22 protein-coding genes are annotated in these 23,827 nt (G+C 74.4%); 13 read left to right on the plus strand and 9 right to left on the minus strand.

What is annotated here, in order from left to right; genetic code table 11:
* Positions 1-43: 43 nt before the first annotated feature.
* Positions 44-487 carry a VOC family protein gene (locus ACIP37_RS15825; protein ID WP_363580469.1) on the minus strand — a complete coding sequence of 148 codons (444 nt, stop codon included), beginning with the start codon at positions 485-487 and terminating at the stop codon, positions 44-46.
* A 285-nt stretch (positions 488-772) separates the two neighbouring features.
* Here ACIP37_RS15825 and ACIP37_RS15830 point away from each other — a divergent pair, with 285 nt between their 5' ends.
* Both ACIP37_RS15830 and ACIP37_RS15835 read left to right on the plus strand, forming a co-directional pair.
* Complete coding sequence (locus tag ACIP37_RS15830) at positions 773-1,861, plus strand: hypothetical protein (RefSeq protein ID WP_400843996.1); 1,089 nt, start codon at positions 773-775, stop codon at positions 1,859-1,861.
* Between the two features lie 203 nt (positions 1,862-2,064).
* Positions 2,065-3,555, plus strand: coding sequence for an alkaline phosphatase PhoX (locus ACIP37_RS15835; protein WP_363580473.1), 1,491 nt, complete (start codon positions 2,065-2,067; stop codon positions 3,553-3,555).
* Between the two features lie 27 nt (positions 3,556-3,582).
* Here the strand turns inward: ACIP37_RS15835 and ACIP37_RS15840 are convergent, their stop codons facing one another.
* Positions 3,583-5,220: a PucR family transcriptional regulator gene (locus ACIP37_RS15840; RefSeq protein WP_400807475.1), complete on the minus strand. Its 1,638-nt coding sequence runs from the start codon at positions 5,218-5,220 to the stop codon at positions 3,583-3,585.
* Positions 5,221-5,362: 142 nt separating this feature from the next.
* Here ACIP37_RS15840 and ACIP37_RS15845 point away from each other — a divergent pair, with 142 nt between their 5' ends.
* From ACIP37_RS15845 to ACIP37_RS15865, 5 genes are all read left to right on the plus strand, one after another.
* Complete coding sequence (locus ACIP37_RS15845) at positions 5,363-5,959, plus strand: PadR family transcriptional regulator (protein ID WP_063349534.1); 597 nt, start codon at positions 5,363-5,365, stop codon at positions 5,957-5,959.
* A complete protein-coding gene (locus ACIP37_RS15850) occupies positions 5,956-7,221 on the plus strand; it encodes an FAD-dependent oxidoreductase (RefSeq protein ID WP_400807477.1) in 1,266 nt (421 codons plus the stop codon). The genes ACIP37_RS15845 and ACIP37_RS15850 overlap by 4 nt, the downstream gene beginning before the upstream one ends.
* 161 nt (positions 7,222-7,382) lie before the next feature.
* Complete coding sequence (gene pruA, locus ACIP37_RS15855) at positions 7,383-9,011, plus strand: L-glutamate gamma-semialdehyde dehydrogenase (protein WP_363580481.1); 1,629 nt, start codon at positions 7,383-7,385, stop codon at positions 9,009-9,011.
* Positions 9,012-9,223: 212 nt separating this feature from the next.
* A complete protein-coding gene (locus tag ACIP37_RS15860; RefSeq protein ID WP_363580483.1) occupies positions 9,224-10,153 on the plus strand; it encodes a proline dehydrogenase family protein in 930 nt (309 codons plus the stop codon).
* A 363-nt stretch (positions 10,154-10,516) separates the two neighbouring features.
* Positions 10,517-10,894, plus strand: coding sequence for a hypothetical protein (locus tag ACIP37_RS15865; protein ID WP_363580487.1), 378 nt, complete (start codon positions 10,517-10,519; stop codon positions 10,892-10,894).
* Positions 10,895-10,903: 9 nt separating this feature from the next.
* Here ACIP37_RS15865 and ACIP37_RS15870 read toward each other — a convergent pair whose 3' ends face one another.
* From ACIP37_RS15870 to ACIP37_RS15885, 4 genes are all read right to left on the minus strand, one after another.
* Positions 10,904-11,392, minus strand: a complete 489-nt coding sequence (locus tag ACIP37_RS15870) for a GNAT family N-acetyltransferase (RefSeq protein WP_400807481.1) — start codon at positions 11,390-11,392, stop codon at positions 10,904-10,906.
* A gap of 129 nt (positions 11,393-11,521) precedes the next feature.
* A complete protein-coding gene (locus ACIP37_RS15875; protein ID WP_363580491.1) occupies positions 11,522-12,484 on the minus strand; it encodes an SGNH/GDSL hydrolase family protein in 963 nt (320 codons plus the stop codon).
* Between the two features lie 191 nt (positions 12,485-12,675).
* Complete coding sequence (locus ACIP37_RS15880; RefSeq protein ID WP_400807619.1) at positions 12,676-13,953, minus strand: TerD family protein; 1,278 nt, start codon at positions 13,951-13,953, stop codon at positions 12,676-12,678.
* A gap of 234 nt (positions 13,954-14,187) precedes the next feature.
* Complete coding sequence (locus tag ACIP37_RS15885) at positions 14,188-15,537, minus strand: hypothetical protein (protein WP_371519325.1); 1,350 nt, start codon at positions 15,535-15,537, stop codon at positions 14,188-14,190.
* Between the two features lie 346 nt (positions 15,538-15,883).
* On the opposite strand from ACIP37_RS15885, the gene ACIP37_RS15890 reads away from it, so the two are divergent.
* Positions 15,884-16,384, plus strand: coding sequence for an SsgA family sporulation/cell division regulator (locus ACIP37_RS15890; protein WP_400807484.1), 501 nt, complete (start codon positions 15,884-15,886; stop codon positions 16,382-16,384).
* Here ACIP37_RS15890 and ACIP37_RS15895 read toward each other — a convergent pair.
* The 3 genes from ACIP37_RS15895 to ACIP37_RS15905 form a co-directional block, all read right to left on the minus strand.
* The gene (locus ACIP37_RS15895) at positions 16,303-17,826 is read right to left on the minus strand and encodes a GAF domain-containing protein (protein WP_400807487.1); all 1,524 of its coding nucleotides are present in this window, start codon (positions 17,824-17,826) and stop codon (positions 16,303-16,305) included. The two genes, ACIP37_RS15890 and ACIP37_RS15895, sit on opposite strands and share 82 nt — an antisense overlap.
* A 314-nt stretch (positions 17,827-18,140) precedes the next feature.
* Entirely contained in the window at positions 18,141-19,235 is a 1,095-nt protein-coding gene (locus ACIP37_RS15900) for a M56 family metallopeptidase (protein WP_363627936.1), read from the minus strand.
* Complete coding sequence (locus tag ACIP37_RS15905; RefSeq protein WP_363580501.1) at positions 19,235-19,690, minus strand: BlaI/MecI/CopY family transcriptional regulator; 456 nt, start codon at positions 19,688-19,690, stop codon at positions 19,235-19,237. The genes ACIP37_RS15900 and ACIP37_RS15905 overlap by 1 nt, the downstream gene beginning before the upstream one ends.
* A gap of 115 nt (positions 19,691-19,805) precedes the next feature.
* Here ACIP37_RS15905 and ACIP37_RS15910 point away from each other — a divergent pair, with 115 nt between their 5' ends.
* The 5 genes from ACIP37_RS15910 to ACIP37_RS15930 all read left to right on the plus strand — a co-directional run bounded on the left by ACIP37_RS15910 (position 19,806) and on the right by ACIP37_RS15930 (position 23,791).
* The gene (locus ACIP37_RS15910) at positions 19,806-20,474 is read left to right on the plus strand and encodes a DedA family protein (protein WP_363580503.1); all 669 of its coding nucleotides are present in this window, start codon (positions 19,806-19,808) and stop codon (positions 20,472-20,474) included.
* Positions 20,471-21,142, plus strand: coding sequence for a phosphatase PAP2 family protein (locus ACIP37_RS15915; RefSeq protein ID WP_371519329.1), 672 nt, complete (start codon positions 20,471-20,473; stop codon positions 21,140-21,142). Before ACIP37_RS15910 ends, ACIP37_RS15915 begins: the two co-directional genes overlap by 4 nt.
* 221 nt (positions 21,143-21,363) lie before the next feature.
* On the plus strand, positions 21,364-21,879 hold the full coding sequence (locus ACIP37_RS15920; protein WP_350880400.1) for a pyridoxamine 5'-phosphate oxidase family protein: 516 nt from the start codon (positions 21,364-21,366) through the stop codon (positions 21,877-21,879).
* 104 nt (positions 21,880-21,983) lie between these two features.
* Positions 21,984-23,105 (plus strand): TIGR03364 family FAD-dependent oxidoreductase, encoded by a 1,122-nt coding sequence (locus ACIP37_RS15925; protein ID WP_400807492.1) that lies wholly within the window; start codon positions 21,984-21,986, stop codon positions 23,103-23,105.
* A gap of 11 nt (positions 23,106-23,116) precedes the next feature.
* On the plus strand, positions 23,117-23,791 hold the full coding sequence (locus ACIP37_RS15930) for a phosphonatase-like hydrolase (protein ID WP_363627935.1): 675 nt from the start codon (positions 23,117-23,119) through the stop codon (positions 23,789-23,791).
* Positions 23,792-23,827: the final 36 nt, after the last annotated feature.

The following is a 23,827-nucleotide window of genomic DNA, read 5'->3' on the forward strand; positions in this document are numbered from 1 at the left end:
CGGGCCGACGGGGGGGGCTTCGACGGGCTGATGGGCGGGCGGGTCAGGGGAGATCCAGGGAGCCGTCCTCGGCGAAGGGGAAGAACGGGTTGTGGGCCAGCTCCCAGAGGTGGCCGTCCGGGTCCTCGAAGTAGCCGGAGTAGCCGCCCCAGCTGGTCGGGACCGGCGGCTTGACCACCACGGCGCCGGCCTCGACCGCCGTCTTCAACGCGGCGTCCACCAGCGCGGGGGACTCCAGGTTCACCGCGAGGGTGACGCCGCGGAAGGCGGGCTCGCCGGTGGCGGGCACGCCCGCGTCGGCGGCCAGCTCCTCGGTGGGGAAGAGGCCGAGCGCCGAGTCGGCGGTGCGGAACCAGACGATCTCCGGGCTGGAGGCGGAGGACCGCCGCCAGCCCAGGCCTTCGTAGAAGCGGGCGCTGCGGTCGAGGTCGGCGACCCCGAGGGTGACGATGCTGATCCGGGCCGGGAAGCTGCTGTCTGCTGTCATGCCGCCAGGGTAGGGAGGGCGGCTGACAACCGCGCCTCCTGACACGGCCCGTGCCCGTTGGCGACCGGGCGTCCCGACGCGGCCTGCGCCGGTGCCCGGCACCCGAGCTGATGACCCGGCAGGTCCCGGGCACTAAGGTGGCGTCGGCGGTGCGGGCGCGAGGACTCGGGGGTGCGGCACAGGATGATGCGGGAGAGTGGCGGCAGGCCCCCGGAGTGGAACGTCGGGCGGACGGACCCTGCGCGCGTCCCGGACCCGAGGAGCAGGGAGGAGCGTCTCGCCGCGGTGGAGGACTTCTCCCGCCGGACGGTGGCCGCGGCCGACTTCCCGGTGTACGGCGTCGTCGCGGGGCTGTCGCGCGGGGGCGGCGCGACGGGCGGCTGGGGCGAGGCGCTGGCCGCCTTCGAGACCTCCGGCGGCGAACTCGCCTGGGTCGAGGTGCAGTCCGGCGACTGGAGCTCGGTGGCCGGCCCGTACGTCAGCGTGCGCACCTACCGGCCGGGCGCGGAGCACGGCGAGGACCTGCCCGAGCTGGAGGACGTGGTCGAGGACGAACGGGACCGGGTCTACGACCACCTCGGGGTCGACGAGGGCGACGGGCCGGGCCGGGTGCGGGCGCTGCGCGAGTGGATCACGGTGGACGGCGAGCCGTACCCGGTGGAGGTGCACGAGGACCGGCCGGTGCTCTGGCCGGGAGCGTCGGCCGCCGACGGGGCGGCACCGGTCTGGGCCGGGCGGCTGCGGATCGGCGGGCTGACCGTGACGGTGTGCGGGCGCGGGGTGCCGCCCGGCGGCGTGGAGCTCGGCGGGATCGCGGACTTCGAGCCGTACCTGCGCGGCCGGGCCGAGCTGCTGGGCGAGCTGGCCGCCCGGCGGGCCCGGCAGGTCCCGGTGGAGGAGCGCGAACTGCCGCCCGCCGTCGGGCTGGAGGCGCACCGGGAGCTGATCGCGCAGAGCGTCGCCGAGTCCGCCGCCGTCGAGGCGCAGGTCCGGGCCGGGCGGACGCCGCGGCGCCCGCGCGGGGACGCCTACGAGGTGCGCTGGGAGGTGGCGGTGCGCCAGCAGATGCGGCTCGCCACCGAGACCCGGGAGGAGGCGGTGACGGCGCTGACCGCGATGGTCAACCACCTCAACCGGCTTGCCCGGCACACGCATTGGCTGATCGGCACGCCGGAGGGCGGGGCGGCCGTCGAGGAGGTCGTCCGGTACACGGTGTTCGCCAGCGAGGTGGCGAGCCTGCCGGCGCAGCGGGCCTGGGAGCAGCTCTGGCGGGAGCGGCGGGGCGGCGGGCCGGAGGTCTGGGAGGAGCACCGGCTCGCCGAGCAGCTGTGGTTGTCGGCCTGGGAGCAGTGGCGGACGACGCGGTCGGGGTGACCCCCGGCAGGTGCCTTAGGCAAAGCGGAGGTCATGTGTCGGTCATCGGTCGGCAAATGGCCGCCTGGGCGTGAGGTGGGCTTCATGCCGGGTTCATCCCCGCGGCGGAGTCTGCTGGTCGTCGACGCCCCGTCTCGACGCCCCGCCCGCCGGGCACCGGGCCCGCCCCCGGTCCGGCGGCCGATTCCTCAGGAGTTGCTGCCATGCCGCTGTCCCGCCGGGACTTCGTCAACCGTTCCACCCTCGTCGGGGCCGGCGTGCTGATCGCCGGCAGCGCGGAGGCGCTGGCCAGCGCTCCGGGCGCGATCGCCGCCCCGGCCGGCGGCGAGCTGCCGGCCGCGTCCGCGACGGGTGACACCGGTGCCGCGCGCGCCGCCGTCGGCTACGGCCCGCTGGTGCAGGACCCGGCCGGGCTGCTGTCGCTGCCCAAGGGCTTCGCGTACAAGGTCGTCAACCGCGCCGGCGTCACCCGGCTGCGCACCGGCGAGTTCACCCCGAGCAACCACGACGGCACCTCCGCCTTCGAGGACGAGCGCGGCGGCAACCTGCTGGTCGTCAACCACGAGCTGTCCGGTGCCCGCGCCAACTGGCCGTACCCGGTGCCGCTGACCGAGGGCCACGTCTACGACCCGGGCGCGGCCGGCGGCTGCACCATCGTGCACGCCAAGCGGAACGGCTCGGTCGAGCAGTGGGTCGGCATCGCCGGCACCTCCACCAACTGCGCGGGCGGCGTGACCCCGTGGGGCACCTGGCTGTCCGGCGAGGAGACCGAGGACAAGGCCGGCAAGAACGGCTTCACCAAGGACCACGGGTACATCTTCGAGGTCGACCCGTTCGACGACGACTACAACCGCGACCCGCAGCCGGTGAAGGCCTTCGGCCGGTACGCGCACGAGGCCGTCGTGGTGGACCCGAAGCGCGGCCACGTCTACCTGACCGAGGACGCCTCGAACCCCAACGGCCTGCTGTTCCGCTGGACCCCGCCGGCCGGCTTCAAGCACGGCCGCTACCAGCTGCGCAAGCTGGCCGCCGACGCGGGCGTGCTGGAGGCCTTCAAGGTCTTCGACTCCCAGGGCAAGTTCGTCGACGACCTCTCCCGCGCCACCAAGGTCGGCACCACCTACGGCGCGGACTGGGTCAAGGTTCAGGACCGCGACGCCAGGACCGTCTCGGTCCGCAAGCAGTTCAAGGACGGCGAGGTCACCCGTGCCCGCAAGCTGGAGGGCATGTGGTGGGGTGACGGCGGCTTCTACTTCGTCTCCAGCTTCGCCCGCTCGGAGAGCCCGGTGCAGCACGACGGCCAGGTCTGGTTCTACAACCCGACCCGCCGCACCATCACCCTGAAGGTGCTGCTCGGCGTCAACACCGACGTCTGGGGCGACCACGACAACTTCGACGGCCCGGACAACATCACCGTCTCGCCGTACGGCGGCATCGTGATCGCCGAGGACGGCGAGGGCGTGTCGCACCTGTTCGGCGCCACCGAGGACGGGCTGACCTACTCCGTCGCCCGCAACGAGCTGAACATCGGCACCGCCGAGAAGCCGGAGTTCAGCGAGTTCACCGGGGTGACCTTCTCGGACGACGGCAAGACCCTCTTCGCCAACATCCAGACCCCGGGCATCCAGCTGGCCATCACCGGCCCGTGGCACCGGCTGAACGAGCACAAGCGCGGCCAGGGCTACGGCGAGTGAGCCACTGAGAGTCGAGGCTGCCCGCGGTCATTCGTCCGCGGGCAGCCTCAGTTGCAGCATCGCCAGCAGGCGCTGCTGCGGCTGGGCGAGGTCGATGCCGGTCAACTGCTCGGCGCGGCGCACCCGGTAGCGCAGGGTGTTGGGGTGGATGTGCAGGGCGTCCGCGGCGACCCGGACCTCGCCGAGCGCGTCCAGCCAGGCCAGCACCGACTCGGCGAGCCGGGTGCCGTGCCGGCGGTCGTACGCGGCGAGCGCGGTGAGCCGGGGGTCGCGCAGGCCGGAGCGCTCCTGGAGCAGCGCGAGCATCTCACTGACCAGCACCTCGGCCTGGACGTCGATCAGCGCCGCCACGTCGAGGTCCACCCCGCCGCGGCCCATCGCGTCCAGGATGCGGTCCGCCTGCGCGCGGGAGTCCGGCACCTGGGCCAGGCCGTCCACGGTCGAGCCGATCGCGGCGCGCAGCGGGACGCCGAGGTGCTCCCGGGCGGCCGCCACCACCTCGTCCGCCCAGCCGCGCACGGTGGCCATCGGCAGGCCGGGCGGGAGTTCGGGCAGCAGCACGTACACCCGGGACTCGATCGGGGCGAGCAGTGCGGTGCGGTGTCGGGCGGCGGCGTGCACCGAGATCAGGCCGGTGACGTCGGAGCGGTGCAGCGCCTCGGTGGTGTGCGCGCTGTAGGCGAGCACGGTGGCCGGGCGCCGCAGGTCCAGCCCCAGGTGGGTGGCGAGCGACTGCGGGCCGGTGGAGCCCTCCAGCAGGCCGGTGAGCAGCGTCCGGGTGAGTCGCGTGTCGGCGGACAACTCGCGTCGGCGGCGCACCAGTTGGGCGGCGGCCACCCGGGCGGCGCCGACCAGGGCCTGATCGGCGAGCGGCGCCAGCGGCTGCGCCCCCTCCTGCACCCAGATGGTGCCGAGCGGCTGCGCCCCGGCCCGGATGCCGATCGCCAGGCGGCGGCGCAGGCCGAGTTCGGGGTGCGGTTCGACCGCGATCGGGGCGTCCGAGGTGCGCAGGTGCTGGAAGATGCCCCACTCGCGGAGCTTGGACAGGTACGGCTCGGGGCCCTGCCAGCCGAGGATGGAGAGCCGGCGCAGGTCGTCGACCTCGTCCGAGTCGGAGGAGCGGGAGTACGCCAGCACCCGGCTGGAGGTGTCCTCGATCGAGACGATGCCGTTGGTGAGCACGGCGACGGTCTGCGCGAGGGAGAAGAGGTCGCCCGCGTTGGGTTCGGGGGCGCCGGGGGTGTCCGGGGCGTCCGGGCCGGCGATGATCGCGCGGGCCAGCGAGTCGAGGTGCTCCCAGCGGGTCTCGCGGCGGACCGAGAGCAGGGCGACGCCCGCCTCGGTGGCGGCCTCGCGCAGTGCGTCCGCTTGGCCGGGGCCGTCCAGTTTGACCGCGACCGCCGCGGCGCCGGCCCGTCCGGCGGCACGCAGGGCGGGGAGGGCGGCGCGGCCGCGGGCGCCGATCGCGAGGACGAGTTCGCCGGGGGCGGCGGTCGGCGGGTCCTCCGGGTCGAGGATCGCGACGTCGCGGACCGGGACGTCCAGGCCCTGCGGGGCGGCCTGGAGTTCGACCAGGGGTTCGCCGAGGGACATCAGCAGCCGGCGGAGCGGGAGGCCGGAGGTGGGCGGGAGGCCGGGGATGGCGGGGAGGCCGGGGGTCGTCATCGGGCCTCCTTCATCCGCTCGGACAATGCCGTGTGGTTGATTTTAGCCGGGCGGACAGAGTCGTGGCCCGGCTTTCTTAAATAGTTGACTCTGACTATTCAGGATTGGATAGTTAGTACTGACCAAGAGATGAGGACGTCTCGTGGCGAAGCGACGCAAGGTGTCGAACCCGCTGGCCCTCGCGGTCCTGGCCGAACTCGTGGCCGGGCCGATGCACCCGTACGAGATGGGGCGCCGGCTCAAGGAGCACGGCAAGGACCGCAACATCAAGTACAACCGCAGCTCGCTGTACATGGTCGTGGAGCAACTGCGGAAGGCCGGGTTCGTCGCCGAACAGGAGACCGTCCGCGACACCCAGCGACCGGAGCGCACCGTCTACGCCGTCACCCCCGAGGGCCGGGCGGAGCTCACCGACTGGATGCGCGAACTCGTCGCCGAACCGCAGCACGAGTACCCCGCGTTCGGGGTCGCGCTGTCGCTGCTCATGGTGGTCCCGCCGGCCGAGGCCGTGGAACTGCTGGAACAGCGGCGGGCCGCGCTGGCCGCCGAGGTGGCGGGCATCCGGGCGGCCCTGCGGAAGGCCTCGGACGACGGCGTGGCCTGGATCTTCCTGATCGAGGAGGAGCACCGGGTCGGCGCGCTGGAGGCCGAGGGCCGCTTCGTCGAGCACCTCGTCGGTCGACTCAAGGAGCCGGAGTTCATCCGGACCTGGCACGAGATCTTCGGGAGTCTGGAATGAGTACGAGCAACGGGGAGAAGAGGGCCCTCGTCATCGGCGGCGGGATCGCCGGGCCGGTGACGGCCCTGGCCCTGCGCAAGGCCGGCGTCGAAGCCGTCGTCTTCGAGGCCTACGAGTCCTCCGCCGAGGGCATCGGCGGCACCTTCATGATCGCCCCCAACGGGCTCGACGCCCTGGCGACCGTCGGGCTCGGGGCGGAGGTCGGCGCGATCGGGCAGCCGATCGGCCCGATGCTGATCGAGGACGGCCGGGGCGGCGTGCTGGCCGAGTTCGCCGGCCTCCCCGACCTGCCGCCCGGCCGGGTCATGCGCCGCGCCGAACTGTACGAGGTGCTCCAGCGGCGGCTGCGCGAGAGCGGCATCGAAGTCCGGTACGGCAAACGGCTGGTCGGCGCCGAGGAGGGCGCCGACGGCATCACCGCCCGCTTCGCCGACGGCGACACCGCCACCGGCGACCTGCTGATCGGCACCGACGGCACCCGCTCCACCGTCCGCACCCTGATCGACCCGGCCGCACCCGGTGCGCGGTACACCGGCCTGCTCGGCGTCGGCGGCTACAGCCCGCACCGGCTGCCCGGCCGGGCCGGACACGGCGAGACCATGCACTTCGCCAACGGCGCCCGCGCCTTCTTCGGCTACTGGGGGCTGCCGGACGGCGCCGGGACGGCCTGGTTCAGCAACATCCCGCAGCCCGATCAGCTGACCGCCGAACAGGTCCGCGCCGTCAGCCCGGAGCAGTGGCTGCGCCGGGTCCGCGACCTGCACGCCGACGACCTGCCCGCCCGGGACGTGCTGCGCGAGGCCGCCGCCGACACCGTCGAGGTCTTCCCGCGGCTGGAGATCATGCCGTCCGTCCCGCACTGGTACCGCGGCCGGATGGTGCTGGTCGGCGACTGCGCGCACGCCCCCTCCAACAGCTCCGGCCAGGGCGTCTCGCTGGCCGTCGAGAGCGCCGTCGAACTCGCCCGCTGCCTGCGGGACCTGCCCGACCACACCGCCGCCTTCGCCGCCTACGAGGCGCTGCGCCGGCCCCGGGTCGAGAAGATCGCGGCCGACGCGGCGCGCACCAACAACCAGAAGTCCTCCGGGCCGGTCGGCCGGGCGCTGTTCCGGCTGCTCGCGCCGATCGCGATGCGGACCTTCCTGAGCCCGGAGAAGATGCTCCGCCCGGTGCACGGCCACCGGATCGACTGGGACCGGCCGGTGCTCCCGGTGGCCTCCGGCGCGACGGGCCGGCAACGGCGCGCCGTGACCGCGCCGTGATTGCGCCGTGACCCCTTCGTCGGGCCGGACAACGCCGTACGGGGGAATTTAGCCTTCCGGCCAATCAAGTGGCCCCAGGGGCAGGAATAGCGTTCGTGCTGTGGCCGACGTGCGACCCGCGCCGGCATCCCCCCGCATCAACGAAGGAGAGCGTGCGCTCTATGGACGCTGTGACCCAGGTCCCCGCGCCGGTGAACGAGCCGGTCCACAGCTACGCCCCGGGCAGCCCGGAACGGGCCCGTCTGGAGGCCAAGCTGAAGGAGCTGGGCGGCCAGGAGCCGGTCCAGCTGACCATGACGATCAACGGTGAGCGCCGCATGGGCGGCGGCGCCGAGATCCACGTCGTCCAGCCGCACAACCACGCGGCGAGGCTCGGCACCCTGCGCAACGCCACCCAGGCCGACGCGCAGGAGGCCATCGACACTGCCCTGGCCGCGGCCCCGGCCTGGCAGGCGCTCTCCTTCGACTCCCGCGCCGCGATCTTCCTCAAGGCCGCCGACCTGCTGGCCGGCCCCTGGCGCGAGACCCTGGCCGCCGCCACCATGCTCGGCCAGTCCAAGACCGCCCAGCAGGCCGAGATCGACACGCCCTGCGAGCTGGTCGACTTCCTGCGCTTCAACGTGCACTTCGCCCGCCAGATCATGGCCGAGCAGCCGATCTCCTCGGACGGCGTGTGGAACCGCAGCGACCACCGCCCGCTGGAGGGCTTCGTCTACGCGATCACCCCGTTCAACTTCACCGCGATCGCCGGCAACCTGCCGACCGCGCCCGCGCTGATGGGCAACGTGGTGCTCTGGAAGCCGTCCCCGACCCAGCAGTACTCCGCGCACCTGCTGATGCAGCTGCTGGAGGAGGCCGGCCTGCCCAAGGGCGTCATCAACATGGTGACCGGCGACGGCCTGGACGTCTCCGCCGTGGCGCTCAAGCACCCGGCGCTGGCCGGCATCCACTTCACCGGCTCCACCGCCACCTTCCAGCACCTGTGGCGCTCCGTCGGCGAGAACATCGCCGGCTACCGCACCTACCCGCGGATCGTCGGCGAGACCGGCGGCAAGGACTTCCTGGTCGCCCACCCGTCCGCCGACCCGGCCGTGCTGAAGACCGCGATGACCCGCGGCGCCTTCGAGTTCCAGGGTCAGAAGTGCTCGGCGCTCTCCCGCGCCTACGTCCCGGCCTCGATCTGGGCCGGTCTCAAGGACGAGTTCGCCGCCGAGGTCGAGGGCCTCACCATGGGCGACGTCACCGACCTGGCGAACTTCATGTCCGCCGTCATCGACGACCGTGCCTTCGCCAAGAACAAGGCCGCCATCGACCGCGCCCAGGCCGACCCCGCGGTCGAGGTCCTGGCCGGCGGCACCTACGACGACTCGGTCGGCTACTTCGTCCGCCCGACCGTCCTGGTCTGCGAGGACCCGGCGTCCGAGTACTTCCGCGAGGAGTACTTCGGCCCGATCCTCGCCGTGCACGTCTACCAGGACGACAAGTACGACGAGATGCTGGCCCAGATGGAGTCGGCCTCCGCCTACGGCCTGACCGGCGCGATCATCGCCCAGGACCGCGCGGCCGCCCAGGACGCCATGCACAAGCTGCGCTTCGCGGCCGGCAACTTCTACATCAACGACAAGCCGACCGGCGCCGTCGTCGGCCAGCAGCCCTTCGGCGGCGGCCGGGCCTCCGGCACCAACGACAAGGCCGGTGCCAAGCAGAACCTGGCGCGGTGGACCTCGACCCGCTCGGTCAAGGAGACCTTCGTCCCGCCGACGGACTACCGCTACCCGCACATGGGCTGAGTGCCCCTCCCGACCGTTCCGGTCGCCTGACCGTCCAGGTCACGTGGCCGCGTCGGTCACCTGACCACTCCGGTCGCCTGACCACTCGGTCACCCGCGACGCCCGGCCCCGCAGCCGGGCGCCGCCCGCCGGGGCGGCGGTGTCACATACCCGCCGCCCGCCGCCCCGGCCCCCTTCTGCCACCCTTAGAAGCACCAGCTCCAGGAGTCACGATGCTCCGTTCCGCCCTTCTCGCGGCCTCCCGGTCGCCGCAGGTCCGCACCGTGGTCGAGAAGTTCCCGCCGACCCACGCGATAGTCGAGCGCTTCGTCGCCGGTGACGTCCTCGACGACGCCGTCACCGCGACCGACGACCTGATCGCCACCGGCCGCAAGGTCACCCTGGACCACCTCGGCGAGGACACCCAGGACGCCGCCCAGGCCGCCGGCACCGCCGAGGCCTACGAGCACCTGCTCAAGGCGCTCAAGGAGACCGGCCTCGCGGCCGGCGCCGAGGTGTCGGTCAAGCTGTCGGCCGTCGGCCAGTTCCTCCCGGTGGACGGCGAGAAGATCGCGCTGGAGAACGCCCGCCGCATCTGCGAGGCCGCCGCCGACGCCGGCACCACGGTGACCCTCGACATGGAGGATCACACCACCACCGACTCCACCCTCGGCATCGCGCGCGAGCTGCGGGCGGACTTCCCCTGGCTGGGCGTCGTGCTCCAGGCCTACCTGCGCCGCACCGAGGCCGACTGCCGCGAGTTCTCCGGCCCCGGCTCGCGCGTGCGCCTGTGCAAGGGCGCCTACAAGGAGCCCGAGTCGGTCGCCTTCCAGGGCAAGCACGAGGTCGACCTCGCGTACGTCCGCGCGCTCAAGGTCCTGATGGCCGGCGAGGGCTACCCGATGATCGCCTCGCACGACCCCAACATGATCAAGATCGCCGGCCAGCTCGCCCAGTGGAACGGCCGCAAGCGCGACTCCTTCGAGTACCAGATGCTGTTCGGCATCCGCCCCGAGGAGCAGCTGCGCCTCGCCGGCGAGGGCAACACCATGCGCGTGTACCTGCCCTACGGCCAGGAGTGGTACGGCTACTTCATGCGCCGCCTCGCCGAGCGCCCGGCCAACCTCACCTTCTTCCTGCGCGCCATGGCCACCCGCGGCTGACCCGCGCGCACCCGCACGACGACGGCCCGCACCCCCGGTGGAAGGGGGGTGCGGGCCGTTTGTCGCGTTCCCGGGACTTCTAGAGGAAGTCCTTGGTGTCCAACTCGAACTCGAACGGGGCGGGGAGGGCGAGCGGTTCGCCGAAGGCTGCCAGGTGCACCTCGGTGTACTCGTCGCGGTGGGGATTGCTGAAGAGGCTGACCTGGGCCCGCTCGCGGTCGATTGGTTGGACGCGCCAACAGAATAGGTGAGCTCGGAGTGGCACGTCGGGTGGATGGATGACGATCACTCAATGGGGTGAGGCGGAACCCCGGATTAGGATCGAGGCAGCGTGAACTGGGCTTTTGGCGGGAGGAGTTGGGGATGCTGAAGGAGTTCGCAGGGTTGTCGACGCCGTTGGTGGCGGATGCGTGTGTGCGGTTGGGGGTGGGGCTCAGGGCGGCGCCGGTGGGGGTGGCGGCGGTGGCGGCGCGGGTCGGGCCGCACCTGGTGAGCGCCGGGGACGTGGTGTTCGGCGACGCGGACGGGGTGCTGTTCGTCCCGGCCGACCGGGCCGGGGAGGTGCTGGATACGGCCGCCGGGATCGCCGGGACCGAGCGCGCGCAGGCCGGGCGGATCGCCTCCGGCGACACGCTGCGCCGGCAGACCGCCTTCGACGAGTACCTGGAGCGCCGCGCCGCCGACCCGTCGTACAGCTTCCGGCAGCACCTGCGGCGGGTCGGCGGGGCGATCGAGGAGTAGCGAACTCCCTTACAGTGCCCGGTGCATGACGTGCAGGCCGACGTAGCCGTCGACGGGGTGGCGGAAGCCTTCGGGGACGGTGCCGACGATGTCGAAGCCGAGGGACCGGTAGAGCTTCACGGCGTGGTGGTTGTTGGCGACCACGGCATTGAACTGCATGGCGCGGTAGCCGTTGGCGCGAGCCCAGTCGAGGGTGTACTCGACCAGGGCCCGCCCGATGCCGCGGCCGTGGTGCGCCGGGTCGACCAGGTAGCTGGCGCTGGCCACGTGCGCGCCGTTGCCGGGGCGGTTACGGGTCATGTTGGCGGTGCCGACGACCGTGCCGGCCTCGTCCACCGCGACCACCGTGCGATGGGGTGCGGCGAGCATCCACCACTCCCGGCCGAGGTCGGAGGAGAGGTCGAGGGGGTAGGGGAACGTCTCACCGGCGGCGATGACGGTGTGGAAGAAGGGCCAGACGGCAGGCCAGTCCTCGGGGGTGGCTTCGCGGATGAGCATCCGCTCAGCATGATCCGCGACGGGAGGGCCTGCCACTGGTTTTCGATCGGTTCTCGATGCGCGGGCGTTTCCGGTTCGGCTGCTTCCGGTTCGGCCGCTTCCGGGTACGGCCGCTTCCGGTGCGGCCGGTCAGTTCAGGACGGCGTCCTCGACCAGGGCGGCCGCGTGGGCCTGGCCCTTGGCGTTGGGGTGCACCAGGGCGTAACGCAGCGGGATGATGCTGGTCAGCACGCCGTCCAGCCAGTGGTCCTGGTCGCACACGCTGTGGCCGGTGGTGGAGGGGTAGAGGTCGACGAAGGTGTCGCCGCGGGCGGCGGTCCGCTGGGCGATGATCGCGTTGAGCGGCTCCAGGATGGCCGTCCGCGCCCAGGCGAGGTCGCCGGTGGTGAAGGTGGCGAACTGCTCCAGGTCGCCGTAGGTGCAGCGGGTGGCGTCCTCGGGGACGAGGTGGGGGTAGCCGACGGCCAGCAGTCGCGCGGACGGGGCCTTGGCGTGCAGGGCGCCGAGCATCTGGTCGAAGTCGCCGCGCAGTTGGTCGAAGCGGTCGGGCAGGCTCGCGTCGAACTTGTCCTTGCAGGGCGTGCCCTGGCCGAGGACCGCGGCGCCGAGTTCGATGCAGCCCTTGAGGATCTCGGCGAAGCCGAGGGTGTTGCCGCCGATCTCGACGGTGATCACGTCGGCGCTCGGGGAGACGGCGTCGATCTGCGACGGGACCGGTGGGAAGGGGGCGCCGGGGTTGGTCCCGAGCGGCGGGAGCGGGCGGCCGGGCGGGGCCTCCTTGGTCTGGTAGACGTCCTTGACGGTGGCGCCGGAACAGCTGACGTTGCGCAGTTCGACCAGGGGGCCGAGGCCGCGGCGGATCAGCTCGGGGTAGGAGCCGGTGGTGCGGGCGCAGCCGTCGCGGGGTTCGGTCTCGGCGCCGGCGGCCTCGACGAAGCCGGCCGTGTAGGAGTCGCCGAGCGCGGCCCAGGCGAGCGTCCGGACGCGGCCGGACGGCTCGGCGGCGGCCTGGGCGGCGGACGGGGTGATCAGGCCGGCGGTGAGCGCGACGGCGGTGCCGGCGACGGCGAGGCGGGACAGGAAGCGTGGCACGGTCTCTCCCTCAACGAGTGCGCGGGAGAGCGCGATTCACCCCCCTAGAGGTAAATCGAGTCGGCGGGTGGACGACTTGATCCCTCAGGAGGGTGAATTCGCGTGTGCGGCCATGACGTTGGGCCGATCGGCCCTGGGCGTCAGGGCGGGTCGGTGAGGGGTGGGGCGGAGCGGGGTGGGGGCGAGACGGTTCAGAGCAGGGCGGCGGACGGATCGACCATCGCCCGGGCGGTCTTGGCATCGACGTACTCGCCGAGCGCGGTCATCACCCACTCGCCGGACGACTGCCGGACCAGCTTGCACATCACCACGCCCGTGTGCGGCTCGGAGTGGGTGAGGTCGAAGCGGACCAGCTCCTCCTCCGTCCGGGCGTCCAGCAGGCGGCAGTAGGCGTTCTTGACCTCGGTGAACCGCTGGCCGGAGAAGGAGTTGACGACGAAGACCAGGCCGGTGACCTCGGCCGGCAGGCCGTCCAGATGGACGGTGATCGACTCGTCGTCGCCGGCTCCGCCGCCGGTGAGGTTGTCGCCGGAGTGGGCGATCGCGCCCTTGAAGACGGTCAGCTTCATGAACCAGGCCGTCTCCAGCTTCTTGCGCCGGGCGTCGAAGGCGAGGCAGGAGGCGTCCAGGTCGACGCTGCGGCCGCGGCCGGCGGGCTCCCAGCCGAGCGCCATCCGGACCGAGGAGAGGAACGGGCGGCCGTTCTTCACCAGGGAGACCGAACTGCCCTTGACCAGGTTGACCCGGCCCTTGTCCAGGGTGACCTTGGCGGGGGCGGCCGGGGCCGGCGGGGCGACCGGGGGCACGGGGGGCGCGGGCGGAGTGGCGGCGAGGGCGATCCGCGGGTCGACGGGGGGAGCCGGGTGAGCCGCGGGAGCCGGGGGAGCCGGGGGAGCGGCCGGAGGGGTGGGCGGGGCCGCGGGGGGAGTGGCCGGGGCCGGGGCCTGGGCCTGGGCGGCCGGGGCCGCGGCCGGGGAGTCGTCGACGGAGACGCCGAAGTCGGTGGCGATGCCCGCCAGGCCGTTGGCGTAGCCCTGGCCGACCGCGCGCACCTTCCAGGCGCCGCCGCGCTGGTAGACCTCGACCACGATGAGCGCGGTCTCCTGGCCCAGCTGCGGCGGGGTGAAGGTGACCAGGGCCTGCCCGGTGTCGGCGTCGCGGACGGTGGCGGTCGGCTCCATCCCGGCGAAGGTGGAGGACTGGTCGGCGGGGCTGGCGGTCACCACGATCTTGGTGATGCCGGCCGGGACGGCCAGGGTGTCGACGGTGATCGCGTCCGGCGCTCCGGCGGCGGCCGGGCGGTGGCTGACGCCGGGGCCGTGCGGGGCGTTGAAGAAGACGAAGTCGTCGTCCGAGCGCACCTTTCCGGCGTCGGTCAGCAGCAGGCCGGAGACGTCCAGCGCCTTGGGCGCGGTGACCTCGACAGTCACCCGCGCGGCGGTCAGCGGGGCGTTGCCGCCTTGGGTCAGGACGGTGGACACGGACTCCTCCTCGGATGCGGAACGGCGGCCGGCCGGGGCCGCTGGGACCGCCGGGCCGGGTGCTGCCCACAGTAACGAACGGGCGCGTCGGGATGAGCCCGTCCGGGGCGGTGACCTGTCGGATCGTCGGACGGTACGGCCGGACGACGGGGGTGGGCGGCAGACCCCGGCGAGGTGGCGAGGCTGCGAGGTGGCAAGCCGGCGGGACGGCGCGGCCGGAGGTCAGCGGGGCGTGAAGGCCGTCGGCGTGCCGGGGCGCGGCGGGAGCCCGGGTGCCTCGGGCGCGGCGGGCCGCGGTGTGACCGGCTGCGGCGCGGCCGGCTGTGGTGCGACCGGGCCGAAGGCGCCGAGCGCGGCGACCGCCCGGGGCCGGTCGATGCCGAAGGCGGCGGCGCTCCAGCTCTCCGCCGCGGCGACCTTGCGGACCGGGCCGGACGAAGCGGGCCAACCGGACGGGAGCGAGGGGCCGGACGGGAGGGACGGGCCGGACGGGCCGGTGGGCCCCGGGGGTTCGGCGGCGGGGCGGGTGCCGCGCACGCCGAAGGCGTAGTGGCCGGGCGGGACGTCGATGCCGGCCGGGGTGGTGAAGCGGTAGACGAGGGTGCCGCGCTCCTGTTGGGCGGTGACGACCGCGCCGGGCAGGTCGGTCCAGGCGGCGCCGCTTCCGGGTGCCAACTCGCCCGGGGTGAGGCGGAATTCGGCCTGAAATGCGGTGAGCGGCTCGGTGGCGGTGAGGTCGAGCTGGTGCCGGAGGCCGTCCCGGCCGAGCGGTGTGACCGTGGCGACGCCGGTCAGGGCCTGGTCGGTGCCCGGGTCGGTGTCCGGGTCAGGGGTGCCGGCGGTCGGGCCGTCGGTGCCCGGGGCAACCGCGCCGGGCGGCGGCGGTGCGGGCTGCGCCGGGGCGGCCGGGCGGGGTCCGGGCGCGTGCGGCGTGGTCGGCGAGGGGGAGGGCGAAGAGGGGTCGGCCGGCTGCTCGGCGGCGGGCGCGACGGGCTGGGCCGACGGCGAGGGCGCGGCGGCGTCGGCCGGCGTGGCGGGCTCGCCGGTGCCGGCCGGCCGGGTGCCGGGGCCGTGGTCGGCCATGGGTTCGGCCGCGGCCTGTCCGCCGGCGGGTTCCGGGGGTGCCGACCGGGTGCCGGGCGCGCTGGGCGAGGCGCTGGGCGAGGCAGCTCCGGCGGCCGTGCCCTCCGCCGCCCCCGGGCGGTGCGCCGAGGGGCTCGGTGCGGGCGGTCGGCCGGTGGCCGGGAGGTCGGTGGGGTTCGGCGCGGTGGGGTTCGGCGCGGTCGGGGCCCGGTCGGCGGCGGCCTCGGCCTGGTCGCCCGCGGCGGGGGTGGGCGGCGGGGTGGTGCCGACGCGCGCGACCCCGGCCCGCCGGCCCACGCCCTGCTGCTCGTTGAGCAGGAGGGTGGTGGCGATGCTGATGCCGACGACGGTGGACATCGCCATCGCGGCACCGGAGAAGCGCAGGGTGGGCAGCCGGAACCGGCCGCCGAACGGGCGTGGCCGCCCGTGCCGGCCGTGCCGTTCGGGTTCGTGCCGAACGTCCCGCGCAGTGTCCTCGCGCGCAGCCACCGGACCCCTCCCTCCCCGAAGTCGCCGTCGCGGTCGCGGTCGCGGTATTCTCCCATGCGCTGCCACCGGGCCGGCATCGGCCGCCCGGGGTCGGTCGGCCGGGGTCCGGGTGGGGCCCGCGCCGGGAGGGGGAGAGCGTACCAGCGGCTCGTCGCGGCCTGGACGGTTTTGATCCGTTTCGTGGACACCCGTTTGACAGAAGGAAGTTGACGATCCGTCTGATAAGTCGGTGAGGGCGGCCGGACCCGCCCGGACGGGGATCGATGCAACCTCCTTGCAACCCTTGCCCGCCCGGCCGGAAGTGGCTCAGGCTGAGGTCATCCCACGCCGTCCCGGAGAGACCGTCATGCCGCCCGACCCGCTGTCCGCAGCCTCCAGTGCACCCCTCGCCGCCACCCCCACGGGCGGCGATGGGGACGGCTCCACCGCCGCTCCGGCGGCGGTGGAGGAGGTGCTGATGCTGCGGATCTCGCTGGGCGAGGAGGTGGTCGGCGAGGTGCGCACCCGGTTCCGGTTCGAGGCCGCGCGCCCGTACGAGGTGCTGCTGACCTTCCATCTGGGGCGGCCGGACGAGGCCGACTGGGTGTTCTCGCGCGAGCTGCTGCGCGACGGTCTCCAGGCGCTGAGCGGCCAGGGCGACGTCAAGCTGTGGCCGGCGTACTGCCCGTGCCACGGCTCGACGCTGCACCTGGCGCTCGAATCACCGCACGGCAGCGCCCTGCTGGAGGCCTCCAAGCCCCGGGTGCGGGCGTGGCTGGACCGTACCTACGTGCTGGTCTCCGCCGAGGCGGAGCGCGCCTGCGGCCCGACCGACGCCCAGCTGGCCGCGCTGCTCGCCGGCGGCTGAGGCCCGGTCGGGGCGCCGGCGGGCCCGCGCGGCGGCGGGACGGGCGCCGTACCCGGCAGCCGGACCGTCCCCGTGGCCAGCCCGGCCCGCAGCCGCCGGACGGCCGGGGCCGAGGAGGCCGGCAGCAGGTCGTACGGGTCGTCCGGCCCGTCCACCGTGACCAGCACCGACTCGGCGATGCGGTACGGCCGGTGGGCCAGCAGGCCGCCCAGGTAGCGGCGCAGCCGGGACAGCTCGGCGCGGACCGTCACCGTCCGGCCCGGGTCGCCGAACAGCGCCTCCGCGAGCTGCGCGGCCGTGCTGCCCTCGCGTCCGGTGGCGAGCAGGAGCAGCAGTTCGGCGTGGCGCGGGCTGAGCGGGTGAGACCAGCTGCCGGCCGCGCCCCGGACGGTCAGCTCCGGGCGGTCCTGGCGGCGCAGGTCGAGCCGGAGGCGGGCGCCCTCGGCCTGCTCGGACTGTTCGGCCGTCACCGTGCCGGAGCCGTCCGCCTCGGGTGGCCGGACCGGTCGCACCAGCCAGCCGTCCGCGAGCGGTTCCAGGGCGCACTCGCCGAGGCCCGGCACCCAGTGCACGGCGGCGGTCCCCCAGCCGCCGACCGGCACCCGCAGCCGGCCGGGCGGCGGCAGCCCGGCCGCGGCGGCGGTCCACCCGGCGGAGTCCACCACCAGGGCCGGGCCGGCCACCCGGGCGAGCACCGGCGCGGCCAGGGTGCGCAGTTGGTGCAGCGCCTCCAGCCGGTGGGCGCGCAGCTCGGTCTCGGCGAGCCGGGCGGCGGTGGCGGTGAGCTGCAGCAGGTACGGGCGGACGTTGCGGGCCGGGCCGCTGAGGTTGATCGCGCCGACCAGCCGCCCGGTGCCCGGGTCGTGCACGGGGGCGGCCACGCAGGTCCAGGAGTGGTGGCTGCGCAGGTAGTGCTCGGCGGAGTGGACGTGCATCGGGCGCTGGGCGCGCAGTGCGACGGCGATGCCGTTGGTGCCGACGCTCTCCTCGATCCAGCGGGCGCCGGTGAGGAAGCCGATCCGGTCGGCGCTGCGGCGCAGGGCGCGCTCGCCCTCCTGCCAGAGCACGTGGCCGTCGGCGTCGGCGATGGCGAGGATCAGCGGGCTCTGGCCGACCGGCTGGAGCAGGGTGTCGCGCAGCACCGGCAGGACCGCGTCCAGGCCGCTGGTGCGGCGGCGCTGCTCGATCTCGGCGGGGCCGAGGTGGACGGCGGCGGCACCGGCGTCGGGGTCGAGCCCGAGGCGGCGCAGCCGGGCCCAGGAGTCGCCGATCTCGGGGCGGGGTTCGAGCAGGCCGGGGGAGCCGGGGTCGGGGTAGGGGGGCTGGGCGAGTTCGCGGGCGGCGGCTTCGGCGAGGGTGCGGTCGTGGACCCTGGCCAGCTCGGCCGTGCTCGGCGCGGTGCGGCGTTCTGGTCGTCGGGACTGCCGTCCGGTCTGCCGCACTCGCGTTGCTCCTCGCCGCCGTTCGAGGCCGCGCCGGGGTCGACGCGCTGACGAAAGCGTACGGGGGCGGTGAGTGTCTGGGGACGGGGTCTGCCAACTCGGCATACCGGACGGTATGACCGTGGACATGCCGGGGTGTGATGACTAGCGGGGGTCCTGGTGCGGGCCTGGTGTGAGCCTGACGCGGGCCTGGTGCGAGGCCTGGCACGGGACCTGGTGAGGGCCTTGCGTGGGCCTGGTGCGGGCTCGGTGGATCGTGCCGCGGTCAGCGGTCAGCGGTCAGCGGTCAGCGGTCAGCGGTCAGCGGTCAGCGGTCAGCGTTCCGCGCCGGTGCCGCGCTGGGCCGCCTCGACGGTGTGGTGCAGGTCGGCGGTGGCCTCCAGGGAGGCGGCGGTGCTCAGCGCCAGGCAGGCGGCCAGCGCGATCGCGACCGCGCGCAGGCGGGTGCCGGTGGCGGTGGTCGCCGGGCGGGGCTGGAGCAGGGCGGCGACCCGGCGCGGGACCGGCCCGGAGTGGGCGGCGGGGACGAGCCGGGGCCGGGCCGGCCAGGGGGAGCGGCTGGCGGCCAGGGCGGCCCGGCCGACCGCGCGGGCGGTCACGGCGCGGTCGCCGACCCGGGCGGCCGCCACCTCGTCGGCCCAGCGCTCCAGGTGGTACCCGAGGGGCGCGCGGAGCGGCCGCAGCGCCGGGTGGAGGTCGGCGGCGTGCTCGGCGAGGGCGAGGAAGACGTGGTGGCGGGCGGTCAGGTGGGCGCGCTCGTGGGCGAGCAGGGCGGCCCGCTCGGGCCCGGTGAGGATGCGCAGCATGCCGGAGGTGACCACGATCCGGCCGGGCTCGCCGGGCCGGCCGGGGAGGGGCAGGCGCCCCGGCAGGGCGAAGGCGTCGGCGCGCTCGTCGTCGAGGACGGCGAGCGGGTGCTCGCTCGGCTGGAGCAGGGCGCGGGCGCCGGCCAGGACGGCCTGCGGGGTGCGTGCCCGGCGCATGGTGACGTGCCCGGGGCGTGTGTCCGGATGCCGGCCCTCGGTCGGCGTGGGGCAGTCCGGCGCGGGGCAGGCCGGGAGGGCGGCCCGGGCCTCGCGCAGTTCCAGCCGGTGGCGGCGGGCGGTGCGGACGGCCCGGGCGGTCAGCGCGGCGAGCACCAGACCGGCCGCGGCGGCCGCCACCGGCGCGTCGGGTGCGGCGGCGGTGAGCCAGGGCAGCGACAGGTGGCCGATCGCGGCGACCGGCGGTAGCTGGAGCAGCCCGGCGGCGGCGAGCAGGCCGAGCGAGCAGAGGGTGCCGCCGGCCAGCACGGCGGACGTCCCGGCGAGCATCCAGGCGGCGGCCCGGGGCGGCAGCGCGTCGGCGAGGCGGCGGGCCAGCGGGGCGGCCAGGAACGGCAGCAGCAGCGGGGCCCAGACGGCGATCATCACGATCCGGCCGCCCCGGGGGTGCCGTGGCCGGAGGTGCGGTGGCCGGGGGCGGGGGCGATGCCCGGGGTGGAGTCGAGACCCGGGGCGCCGTCGCCGAGCAGGTCGCGCAGCAGCTGCTCGTCCTCGGCGGAGAGGTCGGAGACGAAGCGGGCGAGCACGGTGGAGCGGTCGGCCTCGCGGCCGAGCTCGGTGTGCATCCGGCGGGCGGCGAGGCCCGCGGTGTCCTGGACGGTCGGGGTGTACGCGTAGGCGCGGCCGGCCCGGGTGCGCTCCACGGTGCCCTTGTCGTGGAGGCGGGCGAGGATCGTGGCGATGGTGGTGCGGGCGAGGTCCCCGCCGAGTGCCGACTGGACGTCCTGCGGGGTCATCGGCTGCCGGGCCGACCAGAGCGCGGCCAGCACCTCGGCCTCCAGCTCCCCGGCGGGCCGGCGGGCGGACGGTACGTCGGACATGGCGGCGCTTCCTCCAGGTTTCGTCTACAGTCATGTAGACCGTCTACGTCACTGTAGACGGTCGGGGCGGGTTCCGCTGTGAACCGCCCCCCAACGTACGGGAGGTCCGCCAGCCTTGCTTCAGTTCCTCGCCGATCCGGCCGCTCACCTCGCGGTGAACCCGCTGGACGCGTCCTCGCTGCTCGCCGCCTTCGGCGCACTCGGCATCGCCGTCGTGCTCTTCGCCGAGACCGGCCTGCTGGTGGGCTTCTTCCTGCCCGGAGACTCGCTGCTGTTCACCGCGGGGCTGCTGTGCGTGCCCGGCGCCACCAGGGGCCCGCAGCTGGAGCTCTACCAGGTGCTGCCCGCCGCCCTGGTCGGCGCGCTGGCAGGCGCCCAGGTCGGCTACCTGATCGGCAAGCGCGGCGGCCGCGCGCTGCTGCGCCGCACCGAGCGCAAGAGCCTGCTGGAGGGCGTCGAGCGGGCCGAGGAACTGCTGGGCAAGTACGGCCACGGCAAGGCGATCGTGCTCGCCCGCTTCATCCCGGTGGTCCGAACGGTGCTGAACCCGCTCTGCGGCGTGCTCGAAGTGCCGGCCCGCTCGTTCACGTTCTGGCAGGTGACCGGCGGCGCCGTCTGGACCGTCGGCGTCGTGCTCGCCGGGTACGGGCTCGGATCGTCGATCCCCAGCATCGACAGATATCTGCTCCCGATCATCGGTCTGGTAGTAGTTGTCTCCGTGCTCCCCATTGTTCTCGAACTGTTCCGCGCCCGTAAGGCGCACCGTCACGGAGGTGACAAGTGACGTCTTCCCGGGCTCTCGCCGTCTACGACGGCAGCGGCATCGACGGCAGCCTCTACACCCGGGTGAACGGGTGGGCGCAAGCCGCCCCGCACTGGCTCGACGAGCTGATCAAGGTCTGGTCGGCGCTCGGCCTCGGCCTGTTCGCGGTCTTCATGCTCTACGCCTGGTGGCGGGCGCGCGGCGCCGACTCGGCCGTGATGGCCAAGGTGCTCGCCTCGCCGGTGATCGTCGTCGTCGCGTACGGCGTCAACTCGGTGCTCAAGGGCATGGTCGAAGAAGTCCGGCCGTGCGCCCAGATCCCCGGCAGCGTCTCGCTGGAGACCTGCCCCGGCGCCGGTGACTGGTCCTTCCCCAGCAACCACACTGTGATCGCCTTCGCCGCCGCCACCGCACTCTGGTTCGCCGACCGGCGGCTCGGCTGGATCGCCGGGATCTTCGCGGTGCTGATGGGCGCCTCCCGGGTCTGGGTCGGCGTGCACTACCCGCACGACGTGGCCGTCGGCGCGCTGGTCGGCCTCCTGGTCGCGGTGGTGCTGGCGCCGCTCGCCGGCCGCTGCGGGCCGCTGGTGGACCGGATGCGGACGGGTGCGCTGCGCCCGCTGCTCGGCCCGGGCGCGGTGCCGGTGACGGCCGGCCGCCACGCCGCGTACGGGACGCGGCAGCACTGAACGGCGGGTGCCGACGGCACTGTTGGCGGGTGTCGGCGGCACTGGCGGCGAGACCCGACAGCGCTGATTCCGTAGCCTCCCCGTAGCCCGTCCGACCCTTGTCTGGCCGGGGTGGCGGGTAGAGCATGTGAGCCGGGCGTGGGGCCCCTTCGCGGGGAACCCGCCCGGCTCAGTCGTGCCGGGGCGCGGGAGCGCCGGGCGTGCCAGCGGAGGGAGTGCCAATGCCGTACCGACTCGACATCACGCAGGGGGACTGGCCGGGCGAGTCGCCGCACAAGGGCGTCGAGGGCCTGCTCGCCGAGGCCATGGTGCTCACCCTCGCCACCGCCGGCCACGAGCACGGCCCGCACGCCAACCTGGCCTTCTTCGCGTACGACGACGACCTCGTCCTGTACTTCGTCAGCGAGCGCTCCACCCGGCACAGCCACCACCTCGCCGAGGAGGCCCGGGCCGCCGCCACCGTCTTCCTGCCGCCGCCGGTCTTCGGCGAGCAGCTGCGCGGCCTGCAACTGGCCGGCGGCGCGAGCGAGGCCTGGGGGCGGCAGGCCGAGGCGGCGCTGGCCGCCTACCAGGGGCGGTACCCGTCCTTCGCACAGGACGAGCAGGTGCGGCGGCAGTTCCTCACCGGGGGCGGGGCGGCGGCGCTGTACCGGTTCCAGGTGGAGGAGCTGACGGCGGTGGACGAGCCGAACTTCGGGCGGCGCAACTACCTGCGGGCGCGGGTGCTGCGGCCGTAGGCCCTGTCCGGTCCCCAGGGTTGTCTGTACAACTTTTCGGGTGATTCATCTGCGGGACGCTGCCGGGACGCCCCCAGGACACCTGGGCGCACCAGCCTGGCCGCATGAGAGTCATCGTCGTAGGAGCAGGCGTGCTCGGCACCATGCATGCCTGGCAGGCCGTCGAACGCGGCCACGAGGTCGTCCACCTGGAGCGCGAGACCGAGGCGCGCGGCGCCTCGGTGCGCAACTTCGGCCTGGTCTGGGTCAGCGGCCGCGCGCAGGGCGAGGAACTGGACACCGCGCTGCGCGCCCGCGAACTGTGGGAAGGCATCGGCGCCCGGGTCCCCGACCTCGGCTTCCGCGCCAACGGATCGCTCACCGCGATCCGCACCCAGGCCGAACTCGCCGTCGCCGAACAGGCACTCACCCTGCCCGACGCCGCCGCCCGCGGCTACCGGCTGCTCGACGCCGACCAGACCAGGGCCGCCAACCCCGCCCTGCGCGGCGAACTCCTCGGCGCCCTGTGGTGCGAGCGCGACGCCGCCGTCGAACCCCGCACCGCCCAGCCCGCGCTGCGCGCCGCCCTCCAGACCACCGGCCGCTACACCTTCCTGCCCGGCCGCGAGGTCCGCGACGTGATCGGCGAGAACGCCGTCCGCGACGACCACGGCGACATCCACACCGGTGACCTCGTCATCCTCTGCACCGGCGCCTGGCTCGGCGGCCTCGTCCGCGAACTCGCCCCCTCGCTGCCCGTACGCAGGGTCCGGCTGCAGATGATGCAGACCGACCCGCTCGGCGAGACCCTCACCACCTCCGTCGCCGACGGCGACAGCTTCCGCTACTACCCGGCCTTCGCCGGCACCGCCCTGGACCGCCTCCGCGACACCCAGCCGCAGCCCGACGTCGCCGCCGAACACAAGATGCAGCTGCTCATGGTCCAGCGGCGCGACGGCGGCCTCACCATCGGCGACACCCACGAGTACGACCAGCCGTTCGGCTTCGACGTCGTCGAGGACCCGTACGACCACCTGGTCGCCGTGGCCGAGGACCTGCTCGGCCGCCCCCTGCCGCGCGTCCGCCGCCGCTGGGCCGGGGTGTACGCGCAGTGCGTCGACACCACCCGGGTCGTTCACCGCGAACGACTCCGCGACGGCGTCTGGCTCGTCACCGGCCCCGGCGGCCGCGGCATGACCTGCTCCCCGGCCATCGCCGAAACCACCGCCGAACTCGCAAACCTGTAAGGGTAGTTGACATGTCCTTTGATATCCGCCTGGTCGTCCTCGACATGGCCGGCACCACCGTGGCCGACGACGGCCTCGTCGAACAGGCCTTCACCGCCGCCGCCCGGACGCTCGGCGTCGAGGCCGGCAGTCCGGGCTTCGGCCCCATGCTGGAACACGTCCGCGCCACCATGGGCGAATCCAAGATCTCCGTCTTCCGGCACCTCTTCGGGGACGAGGACAAGGCCCAGCGGGCCAACACCGCCTTCGAGGCCGCCTACCACGACCTCGTCGATGCCGGGCACTGCGCCGCCCTGCCCGGCGCCGCCGAAGCCATCGCCGAACTGCGCGGCCAGGGCCGGAAGGTCGCCCTCACCACCGGCTTCTCCCGGGCCACCCAGGACCGCATCCTCACCGCCCTCGGCTGGCAGTCCGTCGCCGACCTCACCCTCAGCCCCGCCGAGGCCGGCCGCGGCCGCCCCTACCCGGACCTCGCGCTCACCGCGCTGCTGCGGACCGGAGTCGAGTCGGTGCGGCAGATCGCCGTCGCCGGCGACACCGGCTACGACATGCTGACCGGCGTACGGGCCGGGGCGTCCGTCGTCGCCGGCGTGCTCACCGGCGCCCACGACGAGGCCCGGCTGCGCGCCGACGGGGCGACGCACGTGCTGGGCTCGGTCGCGGAACTGCCGGCTCTGCTGGGCTGATCGATCCTTTTCCCGGAGCAGGAAGTCGGCCCGGCC

It is taken from the genome of Kitasatospora sp. NPDC088861, assembly GCF_044750105.1.
Lineage (GTDB): Bacteria > Actinomycetota > Actinomycetes > Streptomycetales > Streptomycetaceae > Kitasatospora.

Bases quoted from the DNA above. Each gene is read 5' to 3' on its own strand.
- ACIP37_RS15835 (WP_363580473.1), top strand. From the start codon at position 2,065: ATGCCGCTGTCCCGCCGGGACTTCGTCAACCGTTCCACCCTCGTCGGG.
- ACIP37_RS15860 (WP_363580483.1), top strand. From the start codon at position 9,224: ATGCTCCGTTCCGCCCTTCTCGCGGCCTCCCGGTCGCCGCAGGTCCGC.
- ACIP37_RS15920 (WP_350880400.1), top strand. From the start codon at position 21,364: ATGCCGTACCGACTCGACATCACGCAGGGGGACTGGCCGGGCGAGTCG.
- ACIP37_RS15930 (WP_363627935.1), top strand. From the start codon at position 23,117: ATGTCCTTTGATATCCGCCTGGTCGTCCTCGACATGGCCGGCACCACC.
- pruA (WP_363580481.1), top strand. From the start codon at position 7,383: ATGGACGCTGTGACCCAGGTCCCCGCGCCGGTGAACGAGCCGGTCCAC.
- ACIP37_RS15900 (WP_363627936.1), bottom strand. From the start codon at position 19,235: ATGATCGCCGTCTGGGCCCCGCTGCTGCTGCCGTTCCTGGCCGCCCCG.
- ACIP37_RS15850 (WP_400807477.1), top strand. From the start codon at position 5,956: ATGAGTACGAGCAACGGGGAGAAGAGGGCCCTCGTCATCGGCGGCGGG.
- ACIP37_RS15925 (WP_400807492.1), top strand. From the start codon at position 21,984: ATGAGAGTCATCGTCGTAGGAGCAGGCGTGCTCGGCACCATGCATGCC.
- ACIP37_RS15905 (WP_363580501.1), bottom strand. From the start codon at position 19,690: ATGTCCGACGTACCGTCCGCCCGCCGGCCCGCCGGGGAGCTGGAGGCC.
- ACIP37_RS15870 (WP_400807481.1), bottom strand. From the start codon at position 11,392: ATGCTCATCCGCGAAGCCACCCCCGAGGACTGGCCTGCCGTCTGGCCC.
- ACIP37_RS15865 (WP_363580487.1), top strand. From the start codon at position 10,517: ATGCTGAAGGAGTTCGCAGGGTTGTCGACGCCGTTGGTGGCGGATGCG.
- ACIP37_RS15840 (WP_400807475.1), bottom strand. From the start codon at position 5,220: ATGACGACCCCCGGCCTCCCCGCCATCCCCGGCCTCCCGCCCACCTCC.
- ACIP37_RS15825 (WP_363580469.1), bottom strand. From the start codon at position 487: ATGACAGCAGACAGCAGCTTCCCGGCCCGGATCAGCATCGTCACCCTC.
- ACIP37_RS15890 (WP_400807484.1), top strand. From the start codon at position 15,884: ATGCCGCCCGACCCGCTGTCCGCAGCCTCCAGTGCACCCCTCGCCGCC.